The organism is Planctomonas deserti (assembly GCF_003067705.1).
In the GTDB taxonomy this organism is placed as follows: Bacteria; Actinomycetota; Actinomycetes; order Actinomycetales; family Microbacteriaceae; genus Planctomonas; species Planctomonas deserti.
In genome coordinates, this window is record NZ_QANL01000004.1 from 426,596 (window position 1) to 447,884 (window position 21,289).

25 protein-coding genes are annotated in these 21,289 nt (G+C 72.1%); 6 read left to right on the plus strand and 19 right to left on the minus strand.

Features of this window, described 5'->3' with window-relative positions; genetic code table 11:
- Positions 1-17 precede the first annotated feature (17 nt).
- The 15 genes from DAI20_RS15445 to DAI20_RS15520 form a co-directional block, all read right to left on the minus strand.
- A complete protein-coding gene (locus DAI20_RS15445; protein WP_159085087.1) occupies positions 18-1,685 on the minus strand; it encodes a flagellar hook-length control protein FliK in 1,668 nt (555 codons plus the stop codon).
- Entirely contained in the window at positions 1,682-2,461 is a 780-nt protein-coding gene (locus DAI20_RS15455; RefSeq protein WP_108252656.1) for a C40 family peptidase, read from the minus strand. The genes DAI20_RS15445 and DAI20_RS15455 overlap by 4 nt, the downstream gene beginning before the upstream one ends.
- Positions 2,458-2,892 carry a flagellar FliJ family protein gene (locus DAI20_RS15460; RefSeq protein WP_108252403.1) on the minus strand — a complete coding sequence of 145 codons (435 nt, stop codon included), beginning with the start codon at positions 2,890-2,892 and terminating at the stop codon, positions 2,458-2,460. The genes DAI20_RS15455 and DAI20_RS15460 overlap by 4 nt, the downstream gene beginning before the upstream one ends.
- Complete coding sequence (locus DAI20_RS15465) at positions 2,889-4,217, minus strand: FliI/YscN family ATPase (protein ID WP_108252405.1); 1,329 nt, start codon at positions 4,215-4,217, stop codon at positions 2,889-2,891. The genes DAI20_RS15460 and DAI20_RS15465 overlap by 4 nt, the downstream gene beginning before the upstream one ends.
- Positions 4,214-4,951, minus strand: a complete 738-nt coding sequence (locus DAI20_RS15470) for a FliH/SctL family protein (RefSeq protein WP_108252407.1) — start codon at positions 4,949-4,951, stop codon at positions 4,214-4,216. Before DAI20_RS15470 ends, DAI20_RS15465 begins: the two co-directional genes overlap by 4 nt.
- Positions 4,941-5,963 (minus strand): flagellar motor switch protein FliG, encoded by a 1,023-nt coding sequence (fliG, locus tag DAI20_RS15475; RefSeq protein WP_108252409.1) that lies wholly within the window; start codon positions 5,961-5,963, stop codon positions 4,941-4,943. Before fliG ends, DAI20_RS15470 begins: the two co-directional genes overlap by 11 nt.
- Complete coding sequence (gene fliF, locus DAI20_RS15480) at positions 5,960-7,570, minus strand: flagellar basal-body MS-ring/collar protein FliF (RefSeq protein WP_108252411.1); 1,611 nt, start codon at positions 7,568-7,570, stop codon at positions 5,960-5,962. The genes fliG and fliF overlap by 4 nt, the downstream gene beginning before the upstream one ends.
- Positions 7,570-7,875, minus strand: a complete 306-nt coding sequence (gene fliE / locus DAI20_RS15485) for a flagellar hook-basal body complex protein FliE (protein WP_108252413.1) — start codon at positions 7,873-7,875, stop codon at positions 7,570-7,572. The genes fliF and fliE overlap by 1 nt, the downstream gene beginning before the upstream one ends.
- Positions 7,875-8,267: a flagellar basal body rod protein FlgC gene (locus DAI20_RS15490; protein ID WP_108252415.1), complete on the minus strand. Its 393-nt coding sequence runs from the start codon at positions 8,265-8,267 to the stop codon at positions 7,875-7,877. The genes fliE and DAI20_RS15490 overlap by 1 nt, the downstream gene beginning before the upstream one ends.
- Positions 8,267-8,608, minus strand: coding sequence for a flagellar basal body rod protein FlgB (locus DAI20_RS15495; RefSeq protein WP_108252417.1), 342 nt, complete (start codon positions 8,606-8,608; stop codon positions 8,267-8,269). The genes DAI20_RS15490 and DAI20_RS15495 overlap by 1 nt, the downstream gene beginning before the upstream one ends.
- Positions 8,609-8,758: 150 nt before the next feature.
- Positions 8,759-9,115, minus strand: coding sequence for a hypothetical protein (locus DAI20_RS15500; protein ID WP_159085088.1), 357 nt, complete (start codon positions 9,113-9,115; stop codon positions 8,759-8,761).
- A 4-nt stretch (positions 9,116-9,119) separates the two neighbouring features.
- Positions 9,120-9,551 carry a flagellar export chaperone FliS gene (fliS, locus tag DAI20_RS15505; protein ID WP_108252421.1) on the minus strand — a complete coding sequence of 144 codons (432 nt, stop codon included), beginning with the start codon at positions 9,549-9,551 and terminating at the stop codon, positions 9,120-9,122.
- Between the two features lie 64 nt (positions 9,552-9,615).
- The gene (gene fliD, locus DAI20_RS15510; RefSeq protein WP_108252423.1) at positions 9,616-10,980 is read right to left on the minus strand and encodes a flagellar filament capping protein FliD; all 1,365 of its coding nucleotides are present in this window, start codon (positions 10,978-10,980) and stop codon (positions 9,616-9,618) included.
- Positions 10,981-11,181: 201 nt separating this feature from the next.
- A complete protein-coding gene (locus DAI20_RS15515; protein ID WP_108252425.1) occupies positions 11,182-12,018 on the minus strand; it encodes a flagellin N-terminal helical domain-containing protein in 837 nt (278 codons plus the stop codon).
- A gap of 116 nt (positions 12,019-12,134) precedes the next feature.
- Positions 12,135-12,956, minus strand: coding sequence for a sigma-70 family RNA polymerase sigma factor (locus tag DAI20_RS15520; protein ID WP_108252427.1), 822 nt, complete (start codon positions 12,954-12,956; stop codon positions 12,135-12,137).
- A gap of 350 nt (positions 12,957-13,306) precedes the next feature.
- On the opposite strand from DAI20_RS15520, the gene DAI20_RS15525 reads away from it, so the two are divergent.
- The 4 genes from DAI20_RS15525 to fliW are packed head-to-tail and all read left to right on the plus strand — an operon-like array spanning position 13,307 to position 16,500.
- Complete coding sequence (locus tag DAI20_RS15525) at positions 13,307-13,792, plus strand: flagellar protein FlgN (RefSeq protein ID WP_108252430.1); 486 nt, start codon at positions 13,307-13,309, stop codon at positions 13,790-13,792.
- 9 nt (positions 13,793-13,801) lie between these two features.
- Entirely contained in the window at positions 13,802-15,226 is a 1,425-nt protein-coding gene (gene flgK / locus DAI20_RS15530) for a flagellar hook-associated protein FlgK (RefSeq protein WP_108252432.1), read from the plus strand.
- Between the two features lie 3 nt (positions 15,227-15,229).
- Complete coding sequence (flgL, locus tag DAI20_RS15535; RefSeq protein ID WP_108252434.1) at positions 15,230-16,114, plus strand: flagellar hook-associated protein FlgL; 885 nt, start codon at positions 15,230-15,232, stop codon at positions 16,112-16,114.
- A complete protein-coding gene (fliW, locus tag DAI20_RS15540) occupies positions 16,111-16,500 on the plus strand; it encodes a flagellar assembly protein FliW (protein WP_108252436.1) in 390 nt (129 codons plus the stop codon). Before flgL ends, fliW begins: the two co-directional genes overlap by 4 nt.
- A gap of 607 nt (positions 16,501-17,107) precedes the next feature.
- Here fliW and DAI20_RS15545 read toward each other — a convergent pair.
- From DAI20_RS15545 to DAI20_RS15560, 4 genes are all read right to left on the minus strand, one after another.
- Entirely contained in the window at positions 17,108-17,653 is a 546-nt protein-coding gene (locus tag DAI20_RS15545; RefSeq protein ID WP_108252438.1) for a MerR family transcriptional regulator, read from the minus strand.
- A gap of 138 nt (positions 17,654-17,791) precedes the next feature.
- Positions 17,792-18,511, minus strand: coding sequence for a transcriptional regulator FtsR (gene ftsR, locus DAI20_RS15550; RefSeq protein WP_108252440.1), 720 nt, complete (start codon positions 18,509-18,511; stop codon positions 17,792-17,794).
- Positions 18,511-19,023 (minus strand): FHA domain-containing protein, encoded by a 513-nt coding sequence (locus DAI20_RS15555; RefSeq protein ID WP_108252442.1) that lies wholly within the window; start codon positions 19,021-19,023, stop codon positions 18,511-18,513. Before DAI20_RS15555 ends, ftsR begins: the two co-directional genes overlap by 1 nt.
- A 23-nt stretch (positions 19,024-19,046) precedes the next feature.
- Positions 19,047-19,652 carry a CDP-alcohol phosphatidyltransferase family protein gene (locus DAI20_RS15560; RefSeq protein WP_108252444.1) on the minus strand — a complete coding sequence of 202 codons (606 nt, stop codon included), beginning with the start codon at positions 19,650-19,652 and terminating at the stop codon, positions 19,047-19,049.
- Positions 19,653-19,808: 156 nt separating this feature from the next.
- On the opposite strand from DAI20_RS15560, the gene DAI20_RS15565 reads away from it, so the two are divergent.
- Complete coding sequence (locus tag DAI20_RS15565) at positions 19,809-20,879, plus strand: M4 family metallopeptidase (RefSeq protein ID WP_108252446.1); 1,071 nt, start codon at positions 19,809-19,811, stop codon at positions 20,877-20,879.
- Positions 20,876-21,289, plus strand: a complete 414-nt coding sequence (locus tag DAI20_RS18825; RefSeq protein WP_205781464.1) for a protealysin inhibitor emfourin — start codon at positions 20,876-20,878, stop codon at positions 21,287-21,289. The genes DAI20_RS15565 and DAI20_RS18825 overlap by 4 nt, the downstream gene beginning before the upstream one ends.

Consider the following 21,289-nt stretch of genomic DNA (forward strand, 5'->3'; position numbering starts at 1 on the left):
GGGAACTCCTCAGGTCTCTAGGCGAGCACGTCGATGGTGGGAAGCGGCCCGTAGGCCGAGGCGCGGGGCGCGCGCTCGGTGGCGGATGCGATGGGCTGTCGGCCGGAGCCGCGCTCACCGAAGGGCCGGGGCCGCTCGGGCGCGTGCCCGCGCGGGTCGGACGGCTGGTTCTGCGACGACAGGTCCAGGCTCGTCTGCAGGCCCGTTGCGGCGATGTCCCGGCGCAGGTCCGGCAGGATCGCCCGCACCGCGTCTCGACCGAGGTCGGAGGCGGCGAACAGCTGCACCTGCATGGACTCCGCCGAGACGTGGGCGCGCACGGTGACGGGCCCGAGGTTGTCGGGAGCGAGGGTGACGGTGACGACGTGCTCGCCGTGACCCGCGGCCGCGAGGGTGAAGATCGGCTTGGCGAGCTGCGCGGGCAGTGGAACCGGGGCCGAAGGCGCGGCGGGGGTCGCCGTGGCGGGTGCTGCTGCCGCGGGAACGCCGACCGGGGCCGTTTGAGGCGCGGCGGCCGGCGCGGCGGTCGTTGCCGACGTCGACTGCACCGCCGTGTCCTCCGGGCGCGATGGCGCGCGGACGGCTGGAGTCGACGCGGCGACCACCGCGGCCGGCGATCCCGGTGTGACCGTCACCGCAGCGGTGGTTGCGGCGGCGACGACCGGCGTGCCGGCCGTCGCGTGGCCGGCGGGAGCCGTGGGCGCGCCGGCCGCGGAACCCGCGGACGTCTCCGCGATGACGGCGGTCCCGGGCACGGCGGTGGCCGCTGTTCCCGTCGTGCTCATGGGTGCGGTTGCCGCAGCGGTACCGGCAGCGGATGCCGCAGCCGGGATGCTCGTGCCGGCCGTCGGCGTCGCGGCCTTGGCGGGCGAGTCGCCCTCAATCGGCGCGGAGGGTGCCCATCCCGCGGACACGGGCGTGCCGGATACCGGTGCGGCGGGAGCAAGCGGGGTCGACGTCCCCGCGGTGCGGGCGGCCGTGGCGTCGGTGCCGAGCGTCGCGGTGGGGGCGACAGCCGGGACAACGGCACGGTCGGGGGCGGCGGCAGGGGTGGCGACCGTGGCGGCCTCGGTGATCAGGGCGCCGTCGGTCGGCGGGGCGGCCGGGGCGGTCGGCGGGGCGGCCGGGGCGGTCGGGTGCCCCGCGGTCCCGTCGGCCGGAACCGGGTCGGAAGCAGGGTGGGTGTCGGTGTCGGCTTCGTCGACGGCAGCACCGCTCGCGGGGTCTGCGGCATCCTCAGCCGCGGCGTCGGTCGCGGGACGCGCCCCCGGATCGACGTCGAGCGCGGCGGCAGGCAGCGGGCGGACCGGCGGCCAGGAGGCCGCGAGCGGGGCGACGGGCGAAGCGGTCATGACGGCGATGACGGCGGCGGCGGCGGCGGCGGCGGACGCGTCCTGAGTGGAATCAGTGGTCGCGACGGGCGGTGCACTGGGCGTCGATACGGGCGCCGAGACGGGCGCTGAGGGGGCGGACGCGGAGCCCTGCCCGCCGGCCATCGCGCCGCCGTTCGCGGACGCCGCGGCCGGAGCCGTTGCGGGACCGGTGGAACGGCCGGAGCCGGCGGGGGCCGCGACGGCCAGCATGGCGGCGCCGAAGCCGTCCGCACCCGAGGACGCGGACGAGCCGCTCGTCGCGTCCGTCCCGACGGGCGAGGCGGCGCGCGGCGCGGTGAGGATCAGGTTCACAGCGATCCTCCGCTCATCAGGCTGCTGCGCAAGGCGGCGGTGGCGAGGTCGGTCGTGCCGGGAGCGAGGGCGCTGCCCGCCGCGCCGATCCCCGCCGGGGCGGCGAGGGCGGCCGTGGCAGCGGCGATGGTCTTCTCCGGAGCGACGCGGCGGATGGTCACGATCTCCGACTCCGGGAAGTAGACCGAGTTGATCTTCACCCTGTCGCCCGGCTTGGGTGCATAGAGGATCTTGTTGTCGCCGAGGTAGATGGAGATGTGGCCGCCGTTGTCGTTGACGATGAGGTCGCCCGGCCTGGCATCCTTCAGGGACGTCACCTCGGTGCCGAGCGTCGACTGGCCCGACACGAGCCGGGGCACGTCGACGCCGAGGTCCTTCATCACGCGCTGCACGAGGCCCGAGCAGTCGATGCCGTTCGCGTCCTCGCCGCCGAGCTCGTAGGGCACGCCGAGGTACTTCTTCGCCGTCTCGACGATGGCGTCGCCGGTGATCCCGCTCGCGCCGGGCAGGGCCGCGCCGGTGGGCGCCGTCGCCTTCGCGCCCGCGGATCCCGTGGCGAGGGTCGCGCCCGCGGCACCGGCAGCGGCAGCGGCACCCGGTGCGCCACCCGCGGCCGCACCGGTCGCGCTCTCCGCCTGGGCGAGTGCGCCGGCGAACGTGGTCGCGGACGACGACCCGGTGCTGGACCTGGCGGTGCCGCCCGAGAGGCCCGGGGACAGCTGGGTGATGGTGGACTGGATCTGCTGGACGCGACCGAGGACGTCGGCGATGCTCATCGGGTCGCCTCCGGGGAGGTGCGGTGCCACGCGGTGGACGCGACCTCGTCGAGCACGAGCTGCTCGGCGCGTGCGTCCTCGGTGAGCACGCGCTCCGTGTGCTTGACCTCGAGCTTCTCGAGGCCGATGGAACGGGTGCGGGCGGCGTTGAACGCGGCCTGGGCGCTGTCGACATCGGCGCGCCGGGACGCGGCCATGGCGTCGAGCTCGGCGAGCATGCCGCGGGTGGATGCGCGGGCGGCGCTCACGGCGAACAGGGTGGCGGAGTCGGTGACGGCCACGGGCTCGCCCGCGAGCACGGCGGCCGTGCGGGCGCGACGCGCGGTCGCCTCGGCGAGCCGGGCGTTGGCGGACGCGAGGGCGCTGCCCGCCTCGTCCTGCTGGGCGTGACGCAGCCGGAGCAGTCCGGCGAGCGAGAAGGCGCGGCTCATGCCGGCACCCCCAACATGCGGCAGAGCTCAGCGAGGCGCTGCCACGCGTCCGCGGAGGAGGTGCCGTCGTCCATCCGCTGACGCAGGAACGCATTGATCGCGCCCTCGTTGTCCACGGCGGCGTCGACGAGCGGGTTCGTGCCGCGCTGGTAGGCGCCGACGTCGAGCAGGTCCTGCGCGGTGCGCCGTGCGGCGAGCACGCTGCGCAGGGCTGTGGCCATGCCGGTCTGCTCGCGCGGGAGCACCTTCGAGGCGACGCGGGACACGGATCCGAGCACGTCGACGGACGGGAAGTGTCCCACGACGGCGAGCTTGCGGTCGAGCACGACGTGGCCGTCGAGGATCGAGCGCGCCGCGTCCGCGATGGGCTCGTTGTGATCGTCGCCGTCCACGAGCACGGTGTACATGCCGGTGACGGAGCCGATCCTGTCGGTGCCGGCGCGCTCGAGCAGCTGGGCGAGCACGGAGAACGTCGACGGCGGGTATCCGCGCGTCGCGGGAGGCTCGCCGACGGACAGGCCGATCTCGCGCTGCGCCATCGCGACGCGGGTCAGCGAGTCCATCATGAGCACAACGTCCGAGCCGCGGTCGCGGAAGGACTCGGCGATGCGGGTGGCGACGAAGGCGGCGCGCAGGCGCATCATGGCGGGCTCGTCGGAGGTCGACACGACGACGATCGAGCGCGCGAGGCCCTCGGGACCGAGGTCGTCCTCGAGGAACTCGCGCACCTCGCGGCCGCGCTCCCCCACCAGGGCGACGACGGACACCTCGGCGTCCGTGCCGCGGGCGATCATCGACAGCAGCGAGGACTTGCCGACGCCGGATCCGGCGAACAGGCCGAGGCGCTGACCGCGGCCGACGGTGGTCATGGTGTCGAGCACGCGCACGCCGAGCTGGAGCGGCGTGTCGATGCGGGCGCGCTGCATGGAGTTCGGCGTCTCGTGGTCGAGCGGCACCATGGCGTCGACCTCGAGCGGACCCTTGCCGTCGATGGGGCGGCCGAGGCCGTCGAGCACCCGGCCGAAGAGGCCGCGGCCGGTCGGGACGAGGATAGGCGCGCCCTTGGAGCGCGCCGGCGCTCCAGCGCTCACGCCGGCCATGCGACCGAGCGGCATGCAACGCACCCCGTCCGGGGTCGTCGCGACGACCTCGGCGTCGACGCCGGCACCGTCCCCGATGGTGACGATGTCACCGATGGCGGCGTCGAGGCCGCGGACGACGGCGCCGAGGCCGACGATCGACGAGACGACGCCGACGCGCTCGGGTCGGGCCGCGGAGAGCGCGGAGGAGACGGCGGCGGGGCGAGGGTTCCAGACGAGGGTCATGACGCGGCCCTCCGCGCCAGGGACGCGGCGTCCACCGGGGACGGGAACGCGGAGACAGGGGCAGGGGCAGGGGCAGGGGCAGGGGCAGGGGCAGGGGAGATCATCGTGGCGGATGCGCCAGCCGCGGGCGAGGCGGGAACAAGAAGCGCCTCGCGCACCCGGGTCATGGCGGTGCTGATGCGGGCATCGAGGAAGCCGTCGTCGAGGTCTGCGACCGCGTCGCCGGAAGCCACCGACGGGTCGGCCACGAAGGTGAGGCGCGAGCGGCGGCGCAGGTTGTCGTCGAGCGCGGCGAGGTCGCAGGGGTTGAGCCGGACGGCGCGGACGGAGTCCGGGGCCGCCATGGTGAGCACGCGTTCCACCGCGAGCCGGGCCGCCACCTCGGCGACGCTCAGCTCCTGGCCGACGAGGGCCTCCGCGAGCTGCACGGCGAGGGTCACGATGGACTCCTCGGCCTCGGATACGAGCGGGAGGGCCCGCTCGTCGAGCGCCCGCGTCGCGGCAGCGAGGGCGGTCAGGGCGCGCTCGGTGCGCTCCTCGGCGGCACGTAGGGCAGCCGCGTGCTCCGCCTCGCGGCGCGCGTCGCGCTCCGCGATCTCGGCCGCCGCGGCGCGGAGGCCTGCGGCGTAGCCCGCCGCGTGGCCCTGGGCGACGCCGCGGGCCTCGGCGGCGGCGCGGCCGCCGTCGCGCAGGGCGGGGAACGCCATGCGTGCGAACACTGCCTCAGTCGACATACGCGTCCTCGTCCCCCCTGTGCACGGTGATGGTCCCCTCGGCCGCGAGCGAGCGGATGGAGCGCACCACCTCGGCGCGCGCCTCCTCGACCTGGGAGAGGCGCACGGGCCCCATCGAGGAGATCTCGTCGTCCAGGAGCTCGCGGTTGCGCTCAGAGACGTTGCTGCGGATCGCGGCGACGACGGCCTCGGGCGCGCCCTTCATGGCGAGCGCGAGCATGGCGGAGTCGATGCCGCGCAGCACCTGCTGGATGTCGCGGGCCTCGAGCTTGACCAGGTCCTCGAACGTGAGCATGCGCGAGCGCACCTCCTCGGCGAGCCGGGGGTCGCGCTCCTCGAGGCCCTCGAGCAGCGAGCGCTCGGTGGAGCTGTCGGACCGGTTGATGATGTCGACGAGCGGCTGGATTCCGCCGACCACCTCGACGGGCTCGCGCGGCGTGACGACCGCGCCGGCCCGCACCTTCAGGGCGGAGGCGACGATGTTGACGGACTCGGGCGTCGCGGTGCCCATGGTGGCGATGCACTGGGCGACGTCGGTGCGCAGCGCCCCGTCGAGCCCGGCCATCACGGCGGACGCGCGGTCGGCACGGAGGTGGGCGAGCACGAGCGCGATGGTCTGCGGCAGCTCGCCGTCGAGGAGCGTGCGCAGCTGTCCGGGCTCGACCTCGGCGAGGAACTCGAAGGACTTGCCGGCCATGGAGGAGGCGAGGCGGTCCATCACGCCCGCCGCGCGCTCGGAGCCGAAGGACGCCTCGAGCAGGCCGACCGCGATGTCGCGGCCGCCGCGGCTGTGCCGCTTGCCGCTCATCGCGAGCTCGTGGAACTCCGCGACCGCGCTGTCCGCCACGGCAGAGTCGACGCGGCGCAGGCGCACGATCTCCGCCGTGATCTCCTCGGCCTCGACCTCGGAGAACTGCTGCATCACCTGGGCCGCGCGGGCCTGGTCCATCTGCATGAGGATGACGGCGACCTTCTGCGCGCCGCTCAGGCCGGCGACGGCGGTGGCGCTCATACGGGCTGCCTCTCGTCCATCAGGCTGCGGAGGAACTCAGCGGTCTTCTGCGGGTCGCGCTCGGCGAGCGCGTCGATGTCCGCGCGCTTGCGGTCGATCGGCAGCGGCTCGGCCGGAAGGGCCGGCGGGGCGGGCATCGCGACCGTCTCGAGCGGAAGCGTCGTGCCGGGGTCGTCGATCGCGAGCGGCACCGCGGCGGCGTCCCAAGTGGTCGGCGCGTTGGCGAGGACCCCGAGGTCGACCTCCTCGCGGCTCTGCCTGCGGGAGCGCTTGGCGATCAGGATGAGCGAGGTGATCAGCACCGCGACGACGCCGAGGGTGATGATCGCGGTGTGCAGGAGCGCGCCCTGCGCCTCCGCGGCGGCCTGCGCCTCGGCGGCGGCGATCGCGGCCTTCGCGTCCGCGGCGGCGTCCGTGTTGAAGTCGACGACCTCGACGGTCACCGCGTCGCCGCGGGTGGCGTCGATGCCCGCGGCGGACGCCACGAGGTCGGACACGGTGGTGACGTTCAGCCCGCCGGCGGCGGCCCGGTTCACCGCGACCGACACGGTCTGGCGCGCGACGGTGCCGGCCGGGATCGTGGTGGACTCCGTCACCTTGTTCACGGCGTTGTTCTTGGTCGTGGACTCCGAGGCGAAGGTGCCGTCACCGTTCGTGCCGTTGGGCACGGCGATGTTGTCGGGGCCGAGCACGCCCGCGGCGGTGCCGCCGGCACCCGTGTAGTCCTCCGTCTGGGTGGTCTCGTTGAGCGCCGGGGCGCCCTCGGGCGTGGTGAAGGTCTCCTCCACCCGCTCACCGGACTCCTGGCTCATGTCGGCGGCGACCACGACGGTCGCGTTGCCCGGGCCGACGACGCGGTCGAGCATGGCCTGAACAGAGGAGCGCACGCGGTCCTCGTAGTCGGTCGCCTGCTTCGCGGTGCTGCCGGTCGCGCCCGCACCCACGGCGGAGAGCACGGTGCCCGCCGCGTCGATCACGGCGACGTCCGTGGGCTTCATGTCCTCGATGGAGGCGGAGGTCAGGTGCACGATGGCCTGCACCTGGTCGGCGTTCAGGGTGACGCCCTGGTCGGTCTCGACGAACACCGACGCGGTGGGGTCGGCCTTCTCGGCGACGAAGACGGTCTCCTCGGGCATGGCGAGCCGCACCGAGGCGGTCTTGACGCCGTCGAGGGCGCCGATCGTGGTGGCGAGCTCGCCCTCGAGGGCGCGCTTGTAGGTCACCGACTGCTGGAACTCCGACGAGGTGACGCCCATGTCGTCGAGAAGGGAGTAGCCGCCGCTGTCGGACGTGGGCAGCCCGGCCGACGCCGCCTTGAGGCGCTGGTCGTAGACGCTCTCCTCGGGGACGAGGATCGTGGATCCGCCGCTCGTGAGCTCGTAGGGCACGCCGTCGGTGCGCAGCTGCTCGACGATCGTGTTGGCGTCGGCCGGCGCGAGGCCGGAGAAGAGCGGCGTGTACGAGGGCTTGGCTGCCCAGGAGGCGAGGGCGACCGAGCCGAGCACGAGCACGGCGACGCCGATGAGCGCGATGGTGCGCTGGGCGATGGTGAACTCGCGGATGGAGTTCCCGAGGCGGCCGAACATGCCGCGGAGCTGAGCGGGCATCAGGCCTGCATCCTCATGATCTCGTTGAACGCGTCGACGCCCTTGTTGCGCACGGCCGCGACGAGCTCGAGCGTGACCTGGGCGCGGGTGGACGCGATAGTGGCGTTGTGGATGTCGTTGAGGTCGCCGGTGACGGCCTTGACGGCCAGGTCGTTCGACGCGCTCTGCAGCTGCTGCAGCTCGTCGACGGCGCCCGTCATGGCGGTGGCGAAGCCGGATCCGCCGGTTCCGGCCGTCGCGGCGGTGCCCGCGACGCCCTGGGTGCCCGTGACGGGGAGCACCGATCCGATGGGTGCGATGGGCATCAGTTGCGTCCGATCTGCAGCGCGGCCTGGTAGGTCTCCTTGGCGCGGTCGACGACCGCGGCGTTCGCCTGGTAGCCGCGCTGCGCCATGATGAGCGAGCCCATCTGGGCGCCGAGGTCGATGTCGGGGTAGCGGACGTAGCCCTCGGCGTCGGCGAGCGGGTGGTCGGGCTCGTACACCACGCGGCCGGCCTCGCTGCCGTACTCGGTGCCGGCGACGTACGCGCCGGTGGTGCCCTCACCCTCCTGGGCGAGGATGTAGCGGGCCTGAAATGCGGCTCCGTCCGTGGACTTCGCCGTGTTCGCGTTGGCGATGTTGTCGGAGACGGCGTCCAGCCACTTGCGGTGCACAGTGAGGCCGGATCCGGCGATCCCGATGGCGTCGAAGGTCATCAGCTGGTCCGCATCGCGGTGCGGACGCCGGAGAAGGTGCCCTCGACGGCGCGGGAGGCGAACTGGTAGCGCAGCACCGTGTCGACGTTGGACAGGGTCTCGGTGTCGAGGTTCACGTTGTTGCCGTCCAGGCGCGTCGGCTCGAGCGAGCGCTCGGTCGTTGCGGTGACGGATCCGCTGCCGGCGCGGACGGAGCTCGCGAGGGCGTCCTCGAACTGCACGCGCTTGGCCGTGTAGCCCGGGGTGTTGACGTTGGCGATGTTGTTGGCGATCGTGCGCTGGCGCAGCGCCAGGCCGTCGAGCGCGCTCGTGAGAGCGGTCGAGGTCACGGATTCCAGCATGGGTGCTCGCTTCGAGAGGAAGAAAGGACGTGCGGCCGATCCGTGGCCAGGGAGTGAGCGATCCATGCTCACTGAGTGCTATCGGCTGCGCGGAGCCGGTCGGTTAGGGAAGCGGGAGGGGAAATCCCGAACGGGGGGTGCGGGGGCGGCTCAGCCGAGCACGTCGAGGTAGACCGACTCCCGGGCGGGGCGCGCGGGGTCGACCGCGCGCACGGTCACGAGGTGCCGGGCGATCCGCGCCCGCTCCTCCTGCAGCAGGGTTCCCGCGTCGAGCTGGGCTCGGAGCAGCCGCGTCGCGCGGTCGGCGAGGTCCGCCGGGAGTGGTCCGATCCCGACGGGCGGCGACCAGGGGGACGCCGCCTGCGGTCCCCCGTCGGCGGCCCGCCGTGCTGACGGGTGCGCGGCCTTCGCCGCGTTCCGCTCGAGCTCGTCGAGCACGGCGACCCAGGCGTCGTGCTGTCGCCCCTTCGTCGTGGCCGCGTCCGCGGGAGTGCCGGTTGCCTGCATCACGTCAGGCAACGCCGAGCGTGCCGGCGCCGACCGACTGCGGCGCCGACGCGGGCAGCTGCGCCGCCGCCTCGTGCCACGCCTGGCGCAGCGGCTCGAGCAGGCCGATGCACTCGCGGGTCAGGGCGACGTCGCGCTGGATGTTCGCGTTGATGAGGGCCGTGGAGGCGTAGGTGTACAGGGCGAGCAGGCCCTCTCCCCCGTCCCACACCTCGACCTTGAGCGTCGACATCAGTTCGGCGACGATCGCCTGCGCGTGCACGAGGTTCTCCGAGGCGGCGGCCCAGCGGCCGTCGAGCTGAGCGACCTCGGCGCGACCGAGGTCGAGCAGCAGGCGGTCGTACAGCATGGTGAGCAAACGCACGGGGGTGGCGGACAGGATGGCGTCGCGGTTGTACTGCGAGCGCTGGGCGTAGGTGCCGTTCAACAGGGTCATGAGGAGCTTCCGAGGTCGAGGGAGGCGATGGGGGCGAGGATTCCGGACGTCCGGACCAGAGGGGTCACGCCGAGCTGCCGGAGTTGAGCGAGGCCAGCTGGCCCGAGAGCCAGGAGGACTGGGAGTTGAGCCGGCTGAGCGCCACCTCAAGGGCGGCATAGGTGCGCTCGAGGGTCGTCCGGCGGGTCTCGAGGCGCCGGTCCCAGGCCTCCACCTGGTCGCCGAGCACGCGGACCTCGGACTGCTGGCCGGTGATCTTCATCGTGATCTGCCCGGTGTACTTGTCGGAGGACGCGGTCGCGGCGGTCGACACCCGGGACGCGATCTCGGACAGCATGGCCTGCGTGCCCGCAGGGTCGTCCTTCAGCGCCGCGGCAAACCTGTCGGCGTCGTACTGGATGGTGCCGGTCTTCGTGATGGAGATGCCGATCGACGACGGCGAGCGCCCGTCGACGGGCATGGTGGCGGCCGAGAGGAGCCGCTGGTCGACGTCGCGGACCGTGCTGTCGCCGGAGAAGACGCCGCCCGTGGTCACCGTGTTGCCCGCCGAGTTCGTGGTGCTGGACACCTTCGTCTGGTTCTCGACGGAGGTGAAGATGGCGTTCAGGCCGTCGACGAGGCTCTTGGCGACGCCCGCGATGCCCGCGTCGTCGCGGCCGACGGTGACCGAGATGGGCTTCGTCGACACCTCGGAGACGGTCACCGCGACGCCGGTGAGCAGGCCGTCGAAGGTGTTTGTCGACGAGGTGACGGAGCGGGCCGCGGCGGTGCCCGCCCAGAGTGTGACCTTCGCGTCCTGCGCGGCGCGCACCGTGACGCCGCCCGACGCGGTGAGGAGGTCCTTGGCCTTCGGCGCGCCGCCCTGGGCGCCCCGGTACACGTCGAAGCCGCCGGTCACGCCGGTCTCCGTTGCGGTGAACTGGATGCGGAAGCTTCCGCCGCCCGCGTCGACCTTCGTCGCGCTCACGCCGGCGCCGGAGGCGTTGACCGCCTTCACGACGTCGTCGAGGGAGCGGGATGCCGCGGTGACCTCGGTCCTGGTGCCGTCCTTGCCGACGAAGGTCAGCACGGGAGGCTGGTCCATCCACTCGCTGAGCACGGGTGACACGGTCTGCTGGCTCTGCGCGAGCGTGTCGACGAGGAACTCGACCCCGCCCTGGACGGCGCCGGTCGCCGTCTTCGCGGTGACGGACGGCGCGCTCGTCGTCGCGGTCAGCAGCTGCAGCGACTCCGGCTTGGCGGTCTTGGTCGCGAGCTCGCCGAGCGAGGCGACCTTCGTATTCAGGGCCTGCAGGGCCGTGATGTAGTTCTGGGTGCTGGTGACCTTGTTCTTCAGAAGCGTCTGCGGGACCGCCTCGATCTTCATGAGGGACGTGATCATGGTCGTGGTGTCGAGACCGCTGACGAGGCCGTCGATGGCAAGTGACATGGGTGCTTCTCTTTCCGGCCGGTCGGCTCGGTTCGTGCGTGTCCGGCGCGTGCGTACGCGGTTCGTGCCCGCGGTTCGTGCCTGCGGCGGTCTCCGGGCGAACGAGAGAGGCCGGCGGTGATGGCGGAACGGGGTGTCACCCCATCCCTCCAGCACCACCGGCCATCGATCCTCGTGCGAGGTGTTCTCCAGCCGCTTCGCTTAGCGGAGGAGCGAGAGGACGCCCTGGTTGGACTGGTTCGCCTGCGCGAGCATGGACGTACCGGCCTGCGAGAGGATGTTCGCGCGGGTGAACTTGACCATTTCCTCAGCCATGTCCGTGTCGCGGATGCGCGATCCGGCCGCGGACAGGTTCTCCTTCGAGACGGAGATGTTGCGCACGACGGACTCGAAGCGGTTCTGGCTGGCACCGAGCTCGGCGCGAGCGGTCGAAACGCCCTTGATCTGCGTGTCAACGGCGGCGATCGTGGTGAGCGACGCGGCTGCATCGGCGAAGCCGGTGGCGGCGAGGCCGCTGATGGCCGTTCCGATCGCCTTGACGTCGGTGAGGTCGACGGTGATCTGGTCCGCGGCGGCGTTGGAGCCCGCGCCGACCTGGAAGGTCAGCGAGGTCTTGGCGCCGTCGAGGAGGTTGATGCCGTTGAAGTTCGTGGAGTCACCGATACGGGTGAGCTCCTTGCCGAGCTCCGTGACCTCGGTCGCGATCGCGGCGCGGGAGTCCGCGTTGTTCGAGTCGTTGCCGGACTGAACAGCGAGGTCACGCACGCGCTGCAGGATGGAGTGCACCTCGGTGAGCGAGCCTTCAGCGGTCTGGATGACGCTGATGCCGTCCTGCGCGTTGCGGGCGGCGACCGAGAGGCCTCCGACCTGCGACTTCAGGCCCTCCGAGATGGCCAGACCAGCCGCGTCGTCCGCTGCGCGGTTGATGCGGAGGCCGCTGGAAAGCTTCTCCAGCGACTTGGACAGGTCGTTCTGCGTGGTGCTGAGGTTGCGGTACGAGTTGTTCGCCGCGAGGTTGGTGTTGATCTGCATACCCATTGTGTGTTCTCCTCCGTGAAGTGGGTCTTACTGTCTGCCCTTCCGTGGGCTGACGTGAATAGCTATCGGCAGTGCCGACGCCGTGGTTAGGAGTCCGCCGAAGTTTTTTCTTCGGATCAGGACGCGACGCTGGTGTGCGCCAGGACGGCCGGCTGCAGCGCGCGCGCCATGCCGGCCATGGTGCCCTCGGCCATGCGCGCGAGGTACGCGGCACGACGGGCGGGGGCGGTGCGGGACTCGGGCGTGTACTCCACCGCGGGGTCGTCCGCGTAGTGGGTGCCGAAGCCGTCGCGCAGGAGGCGCATGGCCTCCGTGCGCTGCTGGGACACCGCCGAGTGGGTGATGCCGAGCTCCTCGGCCACCTCCTTGACGGTGCGGTCCTCGAAGTAGATGGCGCGGACGATCAGGCGCATGCGCTCGGGCAGCGCGTCGACCGAGGCGTGCAGGTAGCGCAGCTTCTCGGACTCGAGCAGGCTCTCCTCGGGCAGCACGGTGTCGGCGGCGAGGAACTCGGCCGTCATGTCGTCCAGGGCGCTGACGGTGCGGGACGCGTCGGCGAGCGCGGAGACGGTGGTCTCGCGGTCGGTGCCGAGCGCCGCAGCCAGCTCGTCCACCGTCGGGGTGCGGCCGAGGCTCGCGGTGAGCGTCTCCTGCACCGCCATCGTGTCCTTGATGCGGCGGCGGGTGCCGCGGCTCGCCCAGTCGCTCGCCCGCATGTCGTCGGCGAAGGCGCCGACGATGCGCTTGCGGGCATAGGCGCCGAACGGGATGCCGAGGTCGGGGTTGAAGGCGTCCGCCGCGGTCACGAGGGCGAGGGCGCCGGCCGAGGCCAGGTCGTCGCGCGACAGGTGGCTGGCACGGGCGCAGACCTCGGAGACGAGGTAGCCGACGAGCGGCAGGTTCTCGACGACCAGGCGATTGCGCGCAGCACGATCCATTGTGTTTTCCCCCCGGAAAATCCCCCCGGCGGGAGTCGTTCCCGCCGCTCTCTCACGCTAGTGATCGCGGCCGTTCAGCGGTCGATTCCAAGGCCCCCACAACGGGGGTTCGGGTGCCCCCCTTTGGTGGCACACCATAGGGGGACTCGTTCGGGCCGTGCCCGGGATCCGTTGCGGGGGCGGATTTTCTGAGGATTGCTAACATCCCGGCGCCCCCGGCCGATAGTGCTCCCCGAAGGCGGTACTGACCGCTCGGGACGACGGCGACAAGCCTCCCCGACACCCCCGGTCACCCCGGTCACCCCGGTCGAGGACAACACGGACGAAAAAGAAAGAGTCGGAGGAACAGCGTGGGCGCGAACGAACTGTCGGCGCTGCTCTGGCGGGAGCGCGAGCTGCTGGAGCTGCTGAGCTTCAAGCTCGAGGAGGAGCAGCTGCTGCTCACCGCGGGGAAGTCGCGCTGGGTCCAGCACGCCACCCGCGAGGTGGAGCAGGTGCTCGTGCGGCTCCGCAGCACCGGCCTCGCCCGGTCCGTCGAGGCCGCGTCGCTCGCCCGCGAGTGGGGAGCGGACGAGGACGCGCCGCTTCGCGAGCTCGTCGCCCACGCCCCGGCCGGGCCGTGGTCGGACATCTTCACCGGCCACCTGCAGGCGATGACGCAGCTGACCGGGCAGATCAAGGGGCTCCGCGACGAGAACGAGCAGTTCCTGCGCGCCGCCGCACGGTCGACCCAGGAGACCCTGGCCGGCGTCACCCTCGACCCGACGACGTACGACGCGACCGGCGCATCCGGCGGCGTCTCCGCGGGCAGCCGCCTCGTCGACCGGACCCTGTAGGAGCACGGCATGAGCACATTCGGTGGCCTCTCCACCGCGTACAGCGGTCTCGTCGCCGCCCGCGCCGGCCTCGACGTCGTGGGCCAGAACATCGCGAACGCCAACACCGAGGGGTACACGCGCCAGCGCGTGCAGACCTCGTCCGTGCCGGCTCCCGCGCACACCGGCCTGTTCTCGTCCGGCGTGCGCCCCGGCCAGGGCGTCTCCGTCGACTCGATCGCGCGGCTCGGCAACCTCCACCTCGACGCGCAGGTGCGCTCGTCCTCGGCGGCCTCCGGCTACCAGTCGGCGCGCGCCGACGTGCTCGCCACCGTCGAGGCCTCGCTGCAGGAGCCGGGCGAGAACGGCATCTCCGACCAGCTGCAGGAGATGTGGGCCGCCTGGCAGGACCTCTCCAACCGGGCGGGCGAGCCGGCGGCCGCCGCCCTGGTGCTCAGCAACGCCTCCGTGCTCACCACCTCGCTCGCCGACCGCTACCGCCAGGTGGAGGACGAGTGGACGAATCAGCGCTCCGTCGTCGACACCCTCGGCTCCCAGCTCAACAGCGCCGCGTCCCAGGTCGCTGATCTCAACGCGGCCATCCGCTCGACGCTGTCCTCCGGCGGCAACGCCAACGAGCTGATCGACAGGCGCGCGTCGCTCACCGAGACCATCGCCTCCCTCGCCGGCGGCGCCGTGCGGGAGAAGGCCGACGGCACCGTCGACGTCTTCATCGGCGGCAACGCGATCGTGACCGGAGACAGCGCACGGTCCGTGACCGTCGTCGGCACCCGCTCACTGAGCGGCGCCGCCGGCTCGCCGGTCGCGCTCGAGTGGACGCACCGCCCCGGCTCCCCCGTCGCGCTCGACGGCGGCCGCATCGCCGGCGCGCTCTCCGTGCTCGCGCCGGCCACCGCATCCGGTACCGGCGGCGCGCTCGCCGAGGTGGCGGCGACCTACAACGCGTTCGCGACGCAACTCGCCGCGCAGGTCAACGCCGTGCACAGCGGCGGGGCCACCCCCTCCGGCGCGACCGGGCGCGACTTCTTCGGCTTCGCCGCCGGGGTGCCCGCGGCCAAGGGGCTCACCGTGCTGCCGACCGACGCCGGCGGCATCGCCTCCGGCGCCCCGGGCGCGGGCGCGGTCGACGGATCGGTGGCCGACGCCATCTCCCAGCTCGGCGTCGCAGCCGGCTCCCCCGACTCCCGCTGGACGGCCTTCGTGACCACGATCGCCGTGGCCGCGCAGACGGAGGCGCACCACGCGGTGCTCACGGACGTTGCCGCGACCTCGGCCAAGAACCAGCAGCTCGCCAACTCGACCGTGGACATGGACGAGGAGAACGTGAACCTGCTGACGTTCCAGCAGGCGTACCAGGGCGCCGCCCGGGTCATGACCGCGGTCGACGAGATGCTCGACGTGCTCATCAACCGCACCGGACTGGTGGGAAGGTAACCGATGGTCTCCCGTGTCACCACTTCGACGTTGATGACGTCGGCGCAGCGCAACCTGCAGGCGAGCATGACGCGCCTCGCGACGCTGCAGAGCCAGGCGTCGTCGCAGAAAGCCATCACCAAGCCCTCGGACGACCCGACCGGCACCGGCGACTCGCTGCGCGTGCGCGCCCAGCAGCGCGCCGCGGAGCAGTACGCCCGCAACGCCGACAACGGGAACGGCTGGCTCACCATGGGCGACGCCGCCCTCAGCGCGAGCGAGGGGATCCTGAACCGGGTGCGCGACCTCACGGTGCAGGGCGCGAACGATGCGACCCTCACCCCGGCGACCCGCGAGGCGATCGCCTCTGAGCTCGAGGGCCTGAAGACCGAGCTGCTCGGCCAGGCCAACACCCGGTACCAGGGCCGCTCCGTCTTCGCGGGCAACTCGGACGCGGGCTCGGCGTTCGCCGCGGACTTCAGCTTCAGCGGGGCCGCGGGTAGCGCGGTGCAGCGCCGCATCGGCGCCGACACCACCGTGCGGGTCGACGCCGACGGCGCCGCGCTGTTCGGCACCGGCGGCAGCTCCGCGTTCGCGCTCATCGACCGCATCGCGGCCGACCTCCGCGGCGGGGTCAGCGTGAGCACCCACCTCGACGCCGTCGACGCCCGGCTGAACACCGTCATCGCCGGTCACGCCGAGCTCGGCACACGCCACGCACAGATCCTGAAGGCGGAGGAGACGCTGATGACCCTGTCCGGAACCCTGGAGGCCCAGAGAGCCGGCATCGAGGACGTCGACCTCAGCAAGGTCATCCTCGACCTCAAGCTCCAGGAGGTCACCTACCAGTCCGCCCTCGCCGTAACCGCCCGTGTTCTCCAGCCGACCCTGATGGACTTCCTCTCGTGAACCCTGTACTGACCTTCGTCGCCCCGCCGCCCGGACTCGCCCCGCTCGTCGACTTCTCGCTCGACAAGATCGACGGCGCAGACGGCCTCTACGCCATGCACGCCCTGCACGCGGACCTCGACTCGGAGCTGCGCCTGTTCCTGCTCGACGCGCAGGTGCACCTGCCGGACTACGCGCCGATGCTCACGGACGAGCAGTGCGCCGCGGTCGACGTCACGACGCCGGAGGACGCGATCGTCCTCGTGGTCGCGAACCCCGCCGCGGACGGCACGACCGTGAACCTGCTCGCGCCCATCGTGGTCAACGCGTCCACCGGGGCGAGCGCCCAGTTCATCCTCGAGGGCCAGAACTACTCCCTGCGCCAGGAGCTCCGCTCCGCCGCCTAGTGCGGTGCCGCGGTCCGCGGTCCGCGATCCGCGATCCGCACGGCTCCTGACGGGTCGCTCCTGCAGCTAGCTCCCGAGACTGCTCCTTACGCAATTCAGCAGATCCGGCCCCACCGTCGGCGTGTCCGCACCCGGAGACGGCGTGTCGCCCAGGATCTGCTGAATTGCGTCGGGTGGCCCGGCAGGTACAGCGACGGAAGGCACATGTGCGATTCATCACACGGTCGCTGAGCTTGTCGAAGCGACGTGACGTCCCTTCGACAGGCTCAGGGACCGTGGTGGCCGTACCAGAGGTCGGCTTCCGGCGCTACGACGGACGTGCCTCGCGCCCCTGATGCAGGCTCGTCCCGTACCGAACACAGGCTCCCTCACAGGCATCCCCGCGCTGTACGGGACCCGCCATCCGATCCGGGGCTCTGGAGCCTGTGTTGCATTTGGCCGAGCCTGTGCTGCGCGGTCGAGCCTGTGCTGCGTTCGGCCCAGCCTGTGTTGCGCGCCCGGCCCGTGTAGAAGGCCTAAAGACCAGGACGAATGAGGAACAACACGGATCACAAGAACCGACGACGGACCCGGACGCAAGCATCGCACCCGCAGGACGAGGAGCGGGTCAGCTGGCCTTGCTCGCCCGGCGGGCCGCCAGCTCGTCCATCGGGTCGACCGTCTCGGTGTTGAGCTCGACGAGGCTGGTCTCGACCTCGCGGAGGACCTTGCCCACGGCGATGCCGAAGACGCCCTGGCCGCGGCTCACGAGGTCGATGACCTCGTCGTTCGAGGTGCAGAGGTACACGCTGGCGCCGTCGCTCATGAGCGTCGTCTGGGCCAGGTCGTTGACGCCGGCCTCGCGCAGCTGGTTCACGGCGGTGCGGATCTGCTGAAGGGAGATGCCCGTGTCGAGGAGACGCTTCACGAGCTTGAGCACGAGGATGTCGCGGAAGCCGTAGAGGCGCTGCGAGCCGGATCCGGCGGCACCGCGGACGGTCGGCTCGACGAGCCCCGTGCGCGCCCAGTAGTCGAGCTGGCGGTAGCTGATGCCGGCGGCGCGAGCGGCGACCGCACCGCGATAGCCGGCGTTCGCGTCCATCTCGGGCAGACCGTCGGTGAACAGCAGACCGAGGTCGTAACGCGCTCCGTCGTTACGGCTGAGTTCACTCATCGGACTGCCTTTCACCCTTTCGGCCGGTATCCCGGCCGAACCAACTCCGTCAAAGGTACCGACGACGACGGTCGCCCCGAGGGACATTCGACCGAAGCCCCCGGCGTGTCGGATGTCGGAGGGAGGTTTCAAATCAGTCTACTGGGCCAGGCGTCCGAGAGCGGATCGAATGAGGCTGCCGCGGACCACCTCGAGCTGGTTCGCGATCTCCTTGGCGCGCTCCGCGACGGCCGCCTTGCTCGACGCGTCGCGCCTGCGGGCGAGCGGCGCGAGGGCGCTCTCGATGAGACCGAGCTCGCGTTCCGTGGCTGCGCGGAAGCCGCGCAGGTGCCGGGGCTCGATGCCGCAGCGCTGCAGCTCCACGAGGGCGCGCAGCACCGCGAGCGTGTCGTCGCCGTAGACCTCGGCGGGCACGATCACGGACGCGGACACGGCGTCGTTCAGCAGCATGGGCGACGCACCGGCCTCGCGGATCAGCTCCTCGCGATTGAAGCGGCGCTCCTGGGACAGCATGGACGGCCGCGGCCCGGCGGCGGCACCGGCGCCCGCGCCCGCGCCGGGGAACTCGGGCGTGCGGCCCGCGTCGACGTCGTGCAGGTACTCGCGGATGACCTTGAGCGGCAGGTAGTGATCCCGCTGCATGGAGAGGATGAGGCGCAGCCGGTCTACGTCCGCGGCGCAGAACTTGCGGTACCCGGACTCCGTACGCGCCGGGGACACGAGCTTCTGCTCCTCGAGGAAGCGCAGCTTGGAGGGCGTGAGGTCAGGGAACTCTGGCGTGAGGCGGGCGAGCACCTGACCGATGCTGAGCAGCGGCGCCGGCGCGGGCAGCCTCGCCGCGGCGGAGGACGCTGCCACTACTTGCTCAGCGAGCGCGCGAGGTCGAGCCGCGACGCGTAGAAGGTGAGGCGGAACTTGCCCACCTGCACCTCCGCCCCGTCGCTGAGCAGCGCCGTGTCTATGCGGACGCCGTCGAAGTACGTGCCGTTGAGGGAGCCGAGGTCCTTGACCTGGAACGAGGTGCCGTTGCGCAGGAACTGCGCGTGCCTGCGCGACACCGTGACGTCGTCGAGGAAGATGTCGGCATCCGGGTGGCGACCCACAGTGGTCACGTCGGCGTCGAGGAGGAAGCGCGCGCCGGCGTTCGGGCCGCGGCGCACCACGAGCAGGGCGGAGCCGGACGGGAGGCTGCCGACCGCCTCGCGCTCCTCCGCGGAGACGCTCGAGTCGATGGCGGCGAGCTGGGCGGCGAGGTCGTCACTGAACGTCGCGGTGGTGTCAGTGCTGCTGTACTCCGGCCGCTGCTCGGGAATTCCGCCTAGGGGAATCCGACCATCTTCCGGGGTGCCATCGAGACCGCGGTCATCCATGCCCGTACCTCCTCATTAGCCCTTTAGCGTATCCGATCGGGGCGGGCGTTCGCCCCGCCGTCGCGGAGAAGACGGCCCGTCTGGATGGCGTAGAGAATCCCCGCCCACCAGTACAGGAAGGCTCCCCAGAGAGCGAACGCCCAGCCGATCGGGTCGGTGAACGGGGCGACGGCGGGGAGCGCCTGTCCGAGCACGATCATAGGGAGGGAGTAGAACAAACAAAAGGTGGCGATCTTGCCGAGCCGGTGCACGGGTAACGGACCGTAACCGTGGTTGACGAGGACGATCCCGACGACGATCAGGAACACGTCCCTGGACACGATCAGGGCGGCAAGCCACCACGGCAGGATGTCCCGCGCCGCGAGCCCGAGAAGGCAGGCGAGCATGAACAGACGATCGGCCGCGGGATCGAGGAGCTGCCCGAGCCTCGTGATCTGATCGAACCGGCGCGCGATGAATCCGTCGAGAAGGTCGGTGAAGGTCGCGACGGCGAGCACGACGAGCGCGAGCACGTCGTCACCGCGGAGCAGGAGCCACATGAAGACGGGCACCAGGGCGAGCCGGGCGAGGCTCAGCAGGTTGGGCACGGTGAGCAGGCGACTGGTCCCGGAGCGGCCGGCGGTGTCCACGCGGCGAGTCTATCGACCGCCCCCGCGCTGCCCCGGCGCGTCCCCCGGCGCCGCGGCGGGCACCGGACGGGGGTGGGATGGGCGCGGCGGGCCCTCCTCGCGCTCTCCTCACGGGATGCCCCGCCGGATGTCGGTGGTGTCGTGCCACCATCGAGCATGCGTCACTTCATCATCCCCCCGTACCTTCTCGCCCACCTCGCCGACTCGGCCGGCGACCGGTTCCCGAGGGCCGCCGAGGCCGCACGGCAGGCCCTCCGGAACGACGAACCCGTGCGCCTCGCGCGTGCCGCCCACCCTCGCTATCCGGACTTCGGCGAGGGCACGCCCCGCACGGCGTTCGCCCGGGAGCCGCGCGGCCCGCAGCGCACCATCTACGACGCCCGCAACGCCGAGGAGCTCCCCGGCCACCGGGTGCGGGCCGAGGGCGAGCCGGAGGTCGTGGAGGACGATGCCGCGAACGAGGGGTACGACGGTCTCGGCGAGACCTACGCCATGTTCGCGGAGGCGTTCGGCCGGGCGTCCATCGACGACCGCGAGCTGCCGTTGCACGCGACGGTGCACTACGGCCGGGAGTACGACAATGCGTTCTGGGACGGGGAGCGCATGGTCTTCGGTGACGGCGACGGCGAGGTCTTCACGCGCTTCACGGCCTCGATCAGCGTCATCGGGCACGAGCTCGGCCACGGGGTCACGCAGGCCACCGCCAACCTCGAGTACCAGGGCCAGGCCGGCGCGCTCAACGAGTCGCTGTCCGACGTGTTCGGCGCGCTCGTGGAGCAGCACTCCCGGGGGCAGGACGCGGCCACCGCGACCTGGCTGATCGGCGCCGAGCTGTTCACGGACGCGGTCGAGGGGGTGGCGCTGCGCTCGATGAAGGAGCCGGGAAGCGCGTACGACGACGACCTGCTCGGCAAGGACCCGCAGCCGGGGCACATGGACGACTTCGTGGTGACGACGGAGGATTATGGCGGGGTGCACATCAACTCCGGCATCCCGAACCGCGCGTTCGTGCTCACGGCGACGGCCATCGGCGGCTCGGCCTGGGAAGCACCCGGCCGGATCTGGTACGAGACCCTCACAGGCGGGTCACTCACCGAGACCAGCGACTTCGAAACCTTCGCCACGGCGACGGTCGCCACGGCGACTCGCCTCTTCGGGGCCGAGTCGCCCGAACGGGCGGCGGTCGTGGACGCGTGGGCGACCGTCGGGGTGCCGGTGACGGAATGAGGGTCGTCGTCGCGCGCAGCGGCGGGGTGACGGGCATCGCCGTGCGATGGGTCGTCGATCTCGGCGAGGGTCCGGAGTACTCCGACTGGATCGTGCTCATCGAGGCCTGCCCGTGGGACGACGAACCGGATGATCCGCCCGCGCCCGACCGCTTCCTCTACCTCATCCGCGCCAACGGACGGCGGGTGACGCTGCCGGAGCAGCGCGTGCAGGGTCCGTGGCGCGAGCTCGTCGACCGGGTGCGGGCCGTGGGCACGCCGGAGCGCGGGCGCGCTCTGCCGCCGCTCGACGACCTCGACGCCACAGACGACCTGGACACCGCGGACAACGCGGACACGACGGACGACGCAGCCCGTACGCGCGGCGACGACCGGCCGAACGGGCCGAGGGGATCCGACGGGCCGGCCTGA

What these genes read in the sequence shown, in the direction of transcription:
- DAI20_RS18825 (WP_205781464.1), top strand. Translation starts at nt 20,876, where the DNA reads ATGAGGGTCGTCGTCGCGCGCAGCGGCGGGGTGACGGGCATCGCCGTG.
- DAI20_RS15545 (WP_108252438.1), bottom strand. Translation starts at nt 17,653, where the DNA reads ATGAGTGAACTCAGCCGTAACGACGGAGCGCGTTACGACCTCGGTCTG.
- DAI20_RS15555 (WP_108252442.1), bottom strand. Translation starts at nt 19,023, where the DNA reads ATGGATGACCGCGGTCTCGATGGCACCCCGGAAGATGGTCGGATTCCC.
- DAI20_RS15520 (WP_108252427.1), bottom strand. Translation starts at nt 12,956, where the DNA reads ATGGATCGTGCTGCGCGCAATCGCCTGGTCGTCGAGAACCTGCCGCTC.
- flgL (WP_108252434.1), top strand. Translation starts at nt 15,230, where the DNA reads ATGGTCTCCCGTGTCACCACTTCGACGTTGATGACGTCGGCGCAGCGC.
- flgK (WP_108252432.1), top strand. Translation starts at nt 13,802, where the DNA reads ATGAGCACATTCGGTGGCCTCTCCACCGCGTACAGCGGTCTCGTCGCC.
- DAI20_RS15500 (WP_159085088.1), bottom strand. Translation starts at nt 9,115, where the DNA reads ATGCAGGCAACCGGCACTCCCGCGGACGCGGCCACGACGAAGGGGCGA.
- DAI20_RS15470 (WP_108252407.1), bottom strand. Translation starts at nt 4,951, where the DNA reads ATGTCGACTGAGGCAGTGTTCGCACGCATGGCGTTCCCCGCCCTGCGC.
- DAI20_RS15465 (WP_108252405.1), bottom strand. Translation starts at nt 4,217, where the DNA reads ATGACCCTCGTCTGGAACCCTCGCCCCGCCGCCGTCTCCTCCGCGCTC.
- fliF (WP_108252411.1), bottom strand. Translation starts at nt 7,570, where the DNA reads ATGCCCGCTCAGCTCCGCGGCATGTTCGGCCGCCTCGGGAACTCCATC.
- fliE (WP_108252413.1), bottom strand. Translation starts at nt 7,875, where the DNA reads ATGCCCATCGCACCCATCGGATCGGTGCTCCCCGTCACGGGCACCCAG.
- DAI20_RS15490 (WP_108252415.1), bottom strand. Translation starts at nt 8,267, where the DNA reads ATGACCTTCGACGCCATCGGGATCGCCGGATCCGGCCTCACTGTGCAC.
- DAI20_RS15565 (WP_108252446.1), top strand. Translation starts at nt 19,809, where the DNA reads ATGCGTCACTTCATCATCCCCCCGTACCTTCTCGCCCACCTCGCCGAC.
- fliG (WP_108252409.1), bottom strand. Translation starts at nt 5,963, where the DNA reads ATGAGCGCCACCGCCGTCGCCGGCCTGAGCGGCGCGCAGAAGGTCGCC.
- fliS (WP_108252421.1), bottom strand. Translation starts at nt 9,551, where the DNA reads ATGACCCTGTTGAACGGCACCTACGCCCAGCGCTCGCAGTACAACCGC.
- DAI20_RS15460 (WP_108252403.1), bottom strand. Translation starts at nt 2,892, where the DNA reads ATGAGCCGCGCCTTCTCGCTCGCCGGACTGCTCCGGCTGCGTCACGCC.
- fliD (WP_108252423.1), bottom strand. Translation starts at nt 10,980, where the DNA reads ATGTCACTTGCCATCGACGGCCTCGTCAGCGGTCTCGACACCACGACC.
- DAI20_RS15515 (WP_108252425.1), bottom strand. Translation starts at nt 12,018, where the DNA reads ATGGGTATGCAGATCAACACCAACCTCGCGGCGAACAACTCGTACCGC.
- DAI20_RS15455 (WP_108252656.1), bottom strand. Translation starts at nt 2,461, where the DNA reads ATGAGCATCGCCGACGTCCTCGGTCGCGTCCAGCAGATCCAGTCCACC.
- DAI20_RS15495 (WP_108252417.1), bottom strand. Translation starts at nt 8,608, where the DNA reads ATGCTGGAATCCGTGACCTCGACCGCTCTCACGAGCGCGCTCGACGGC.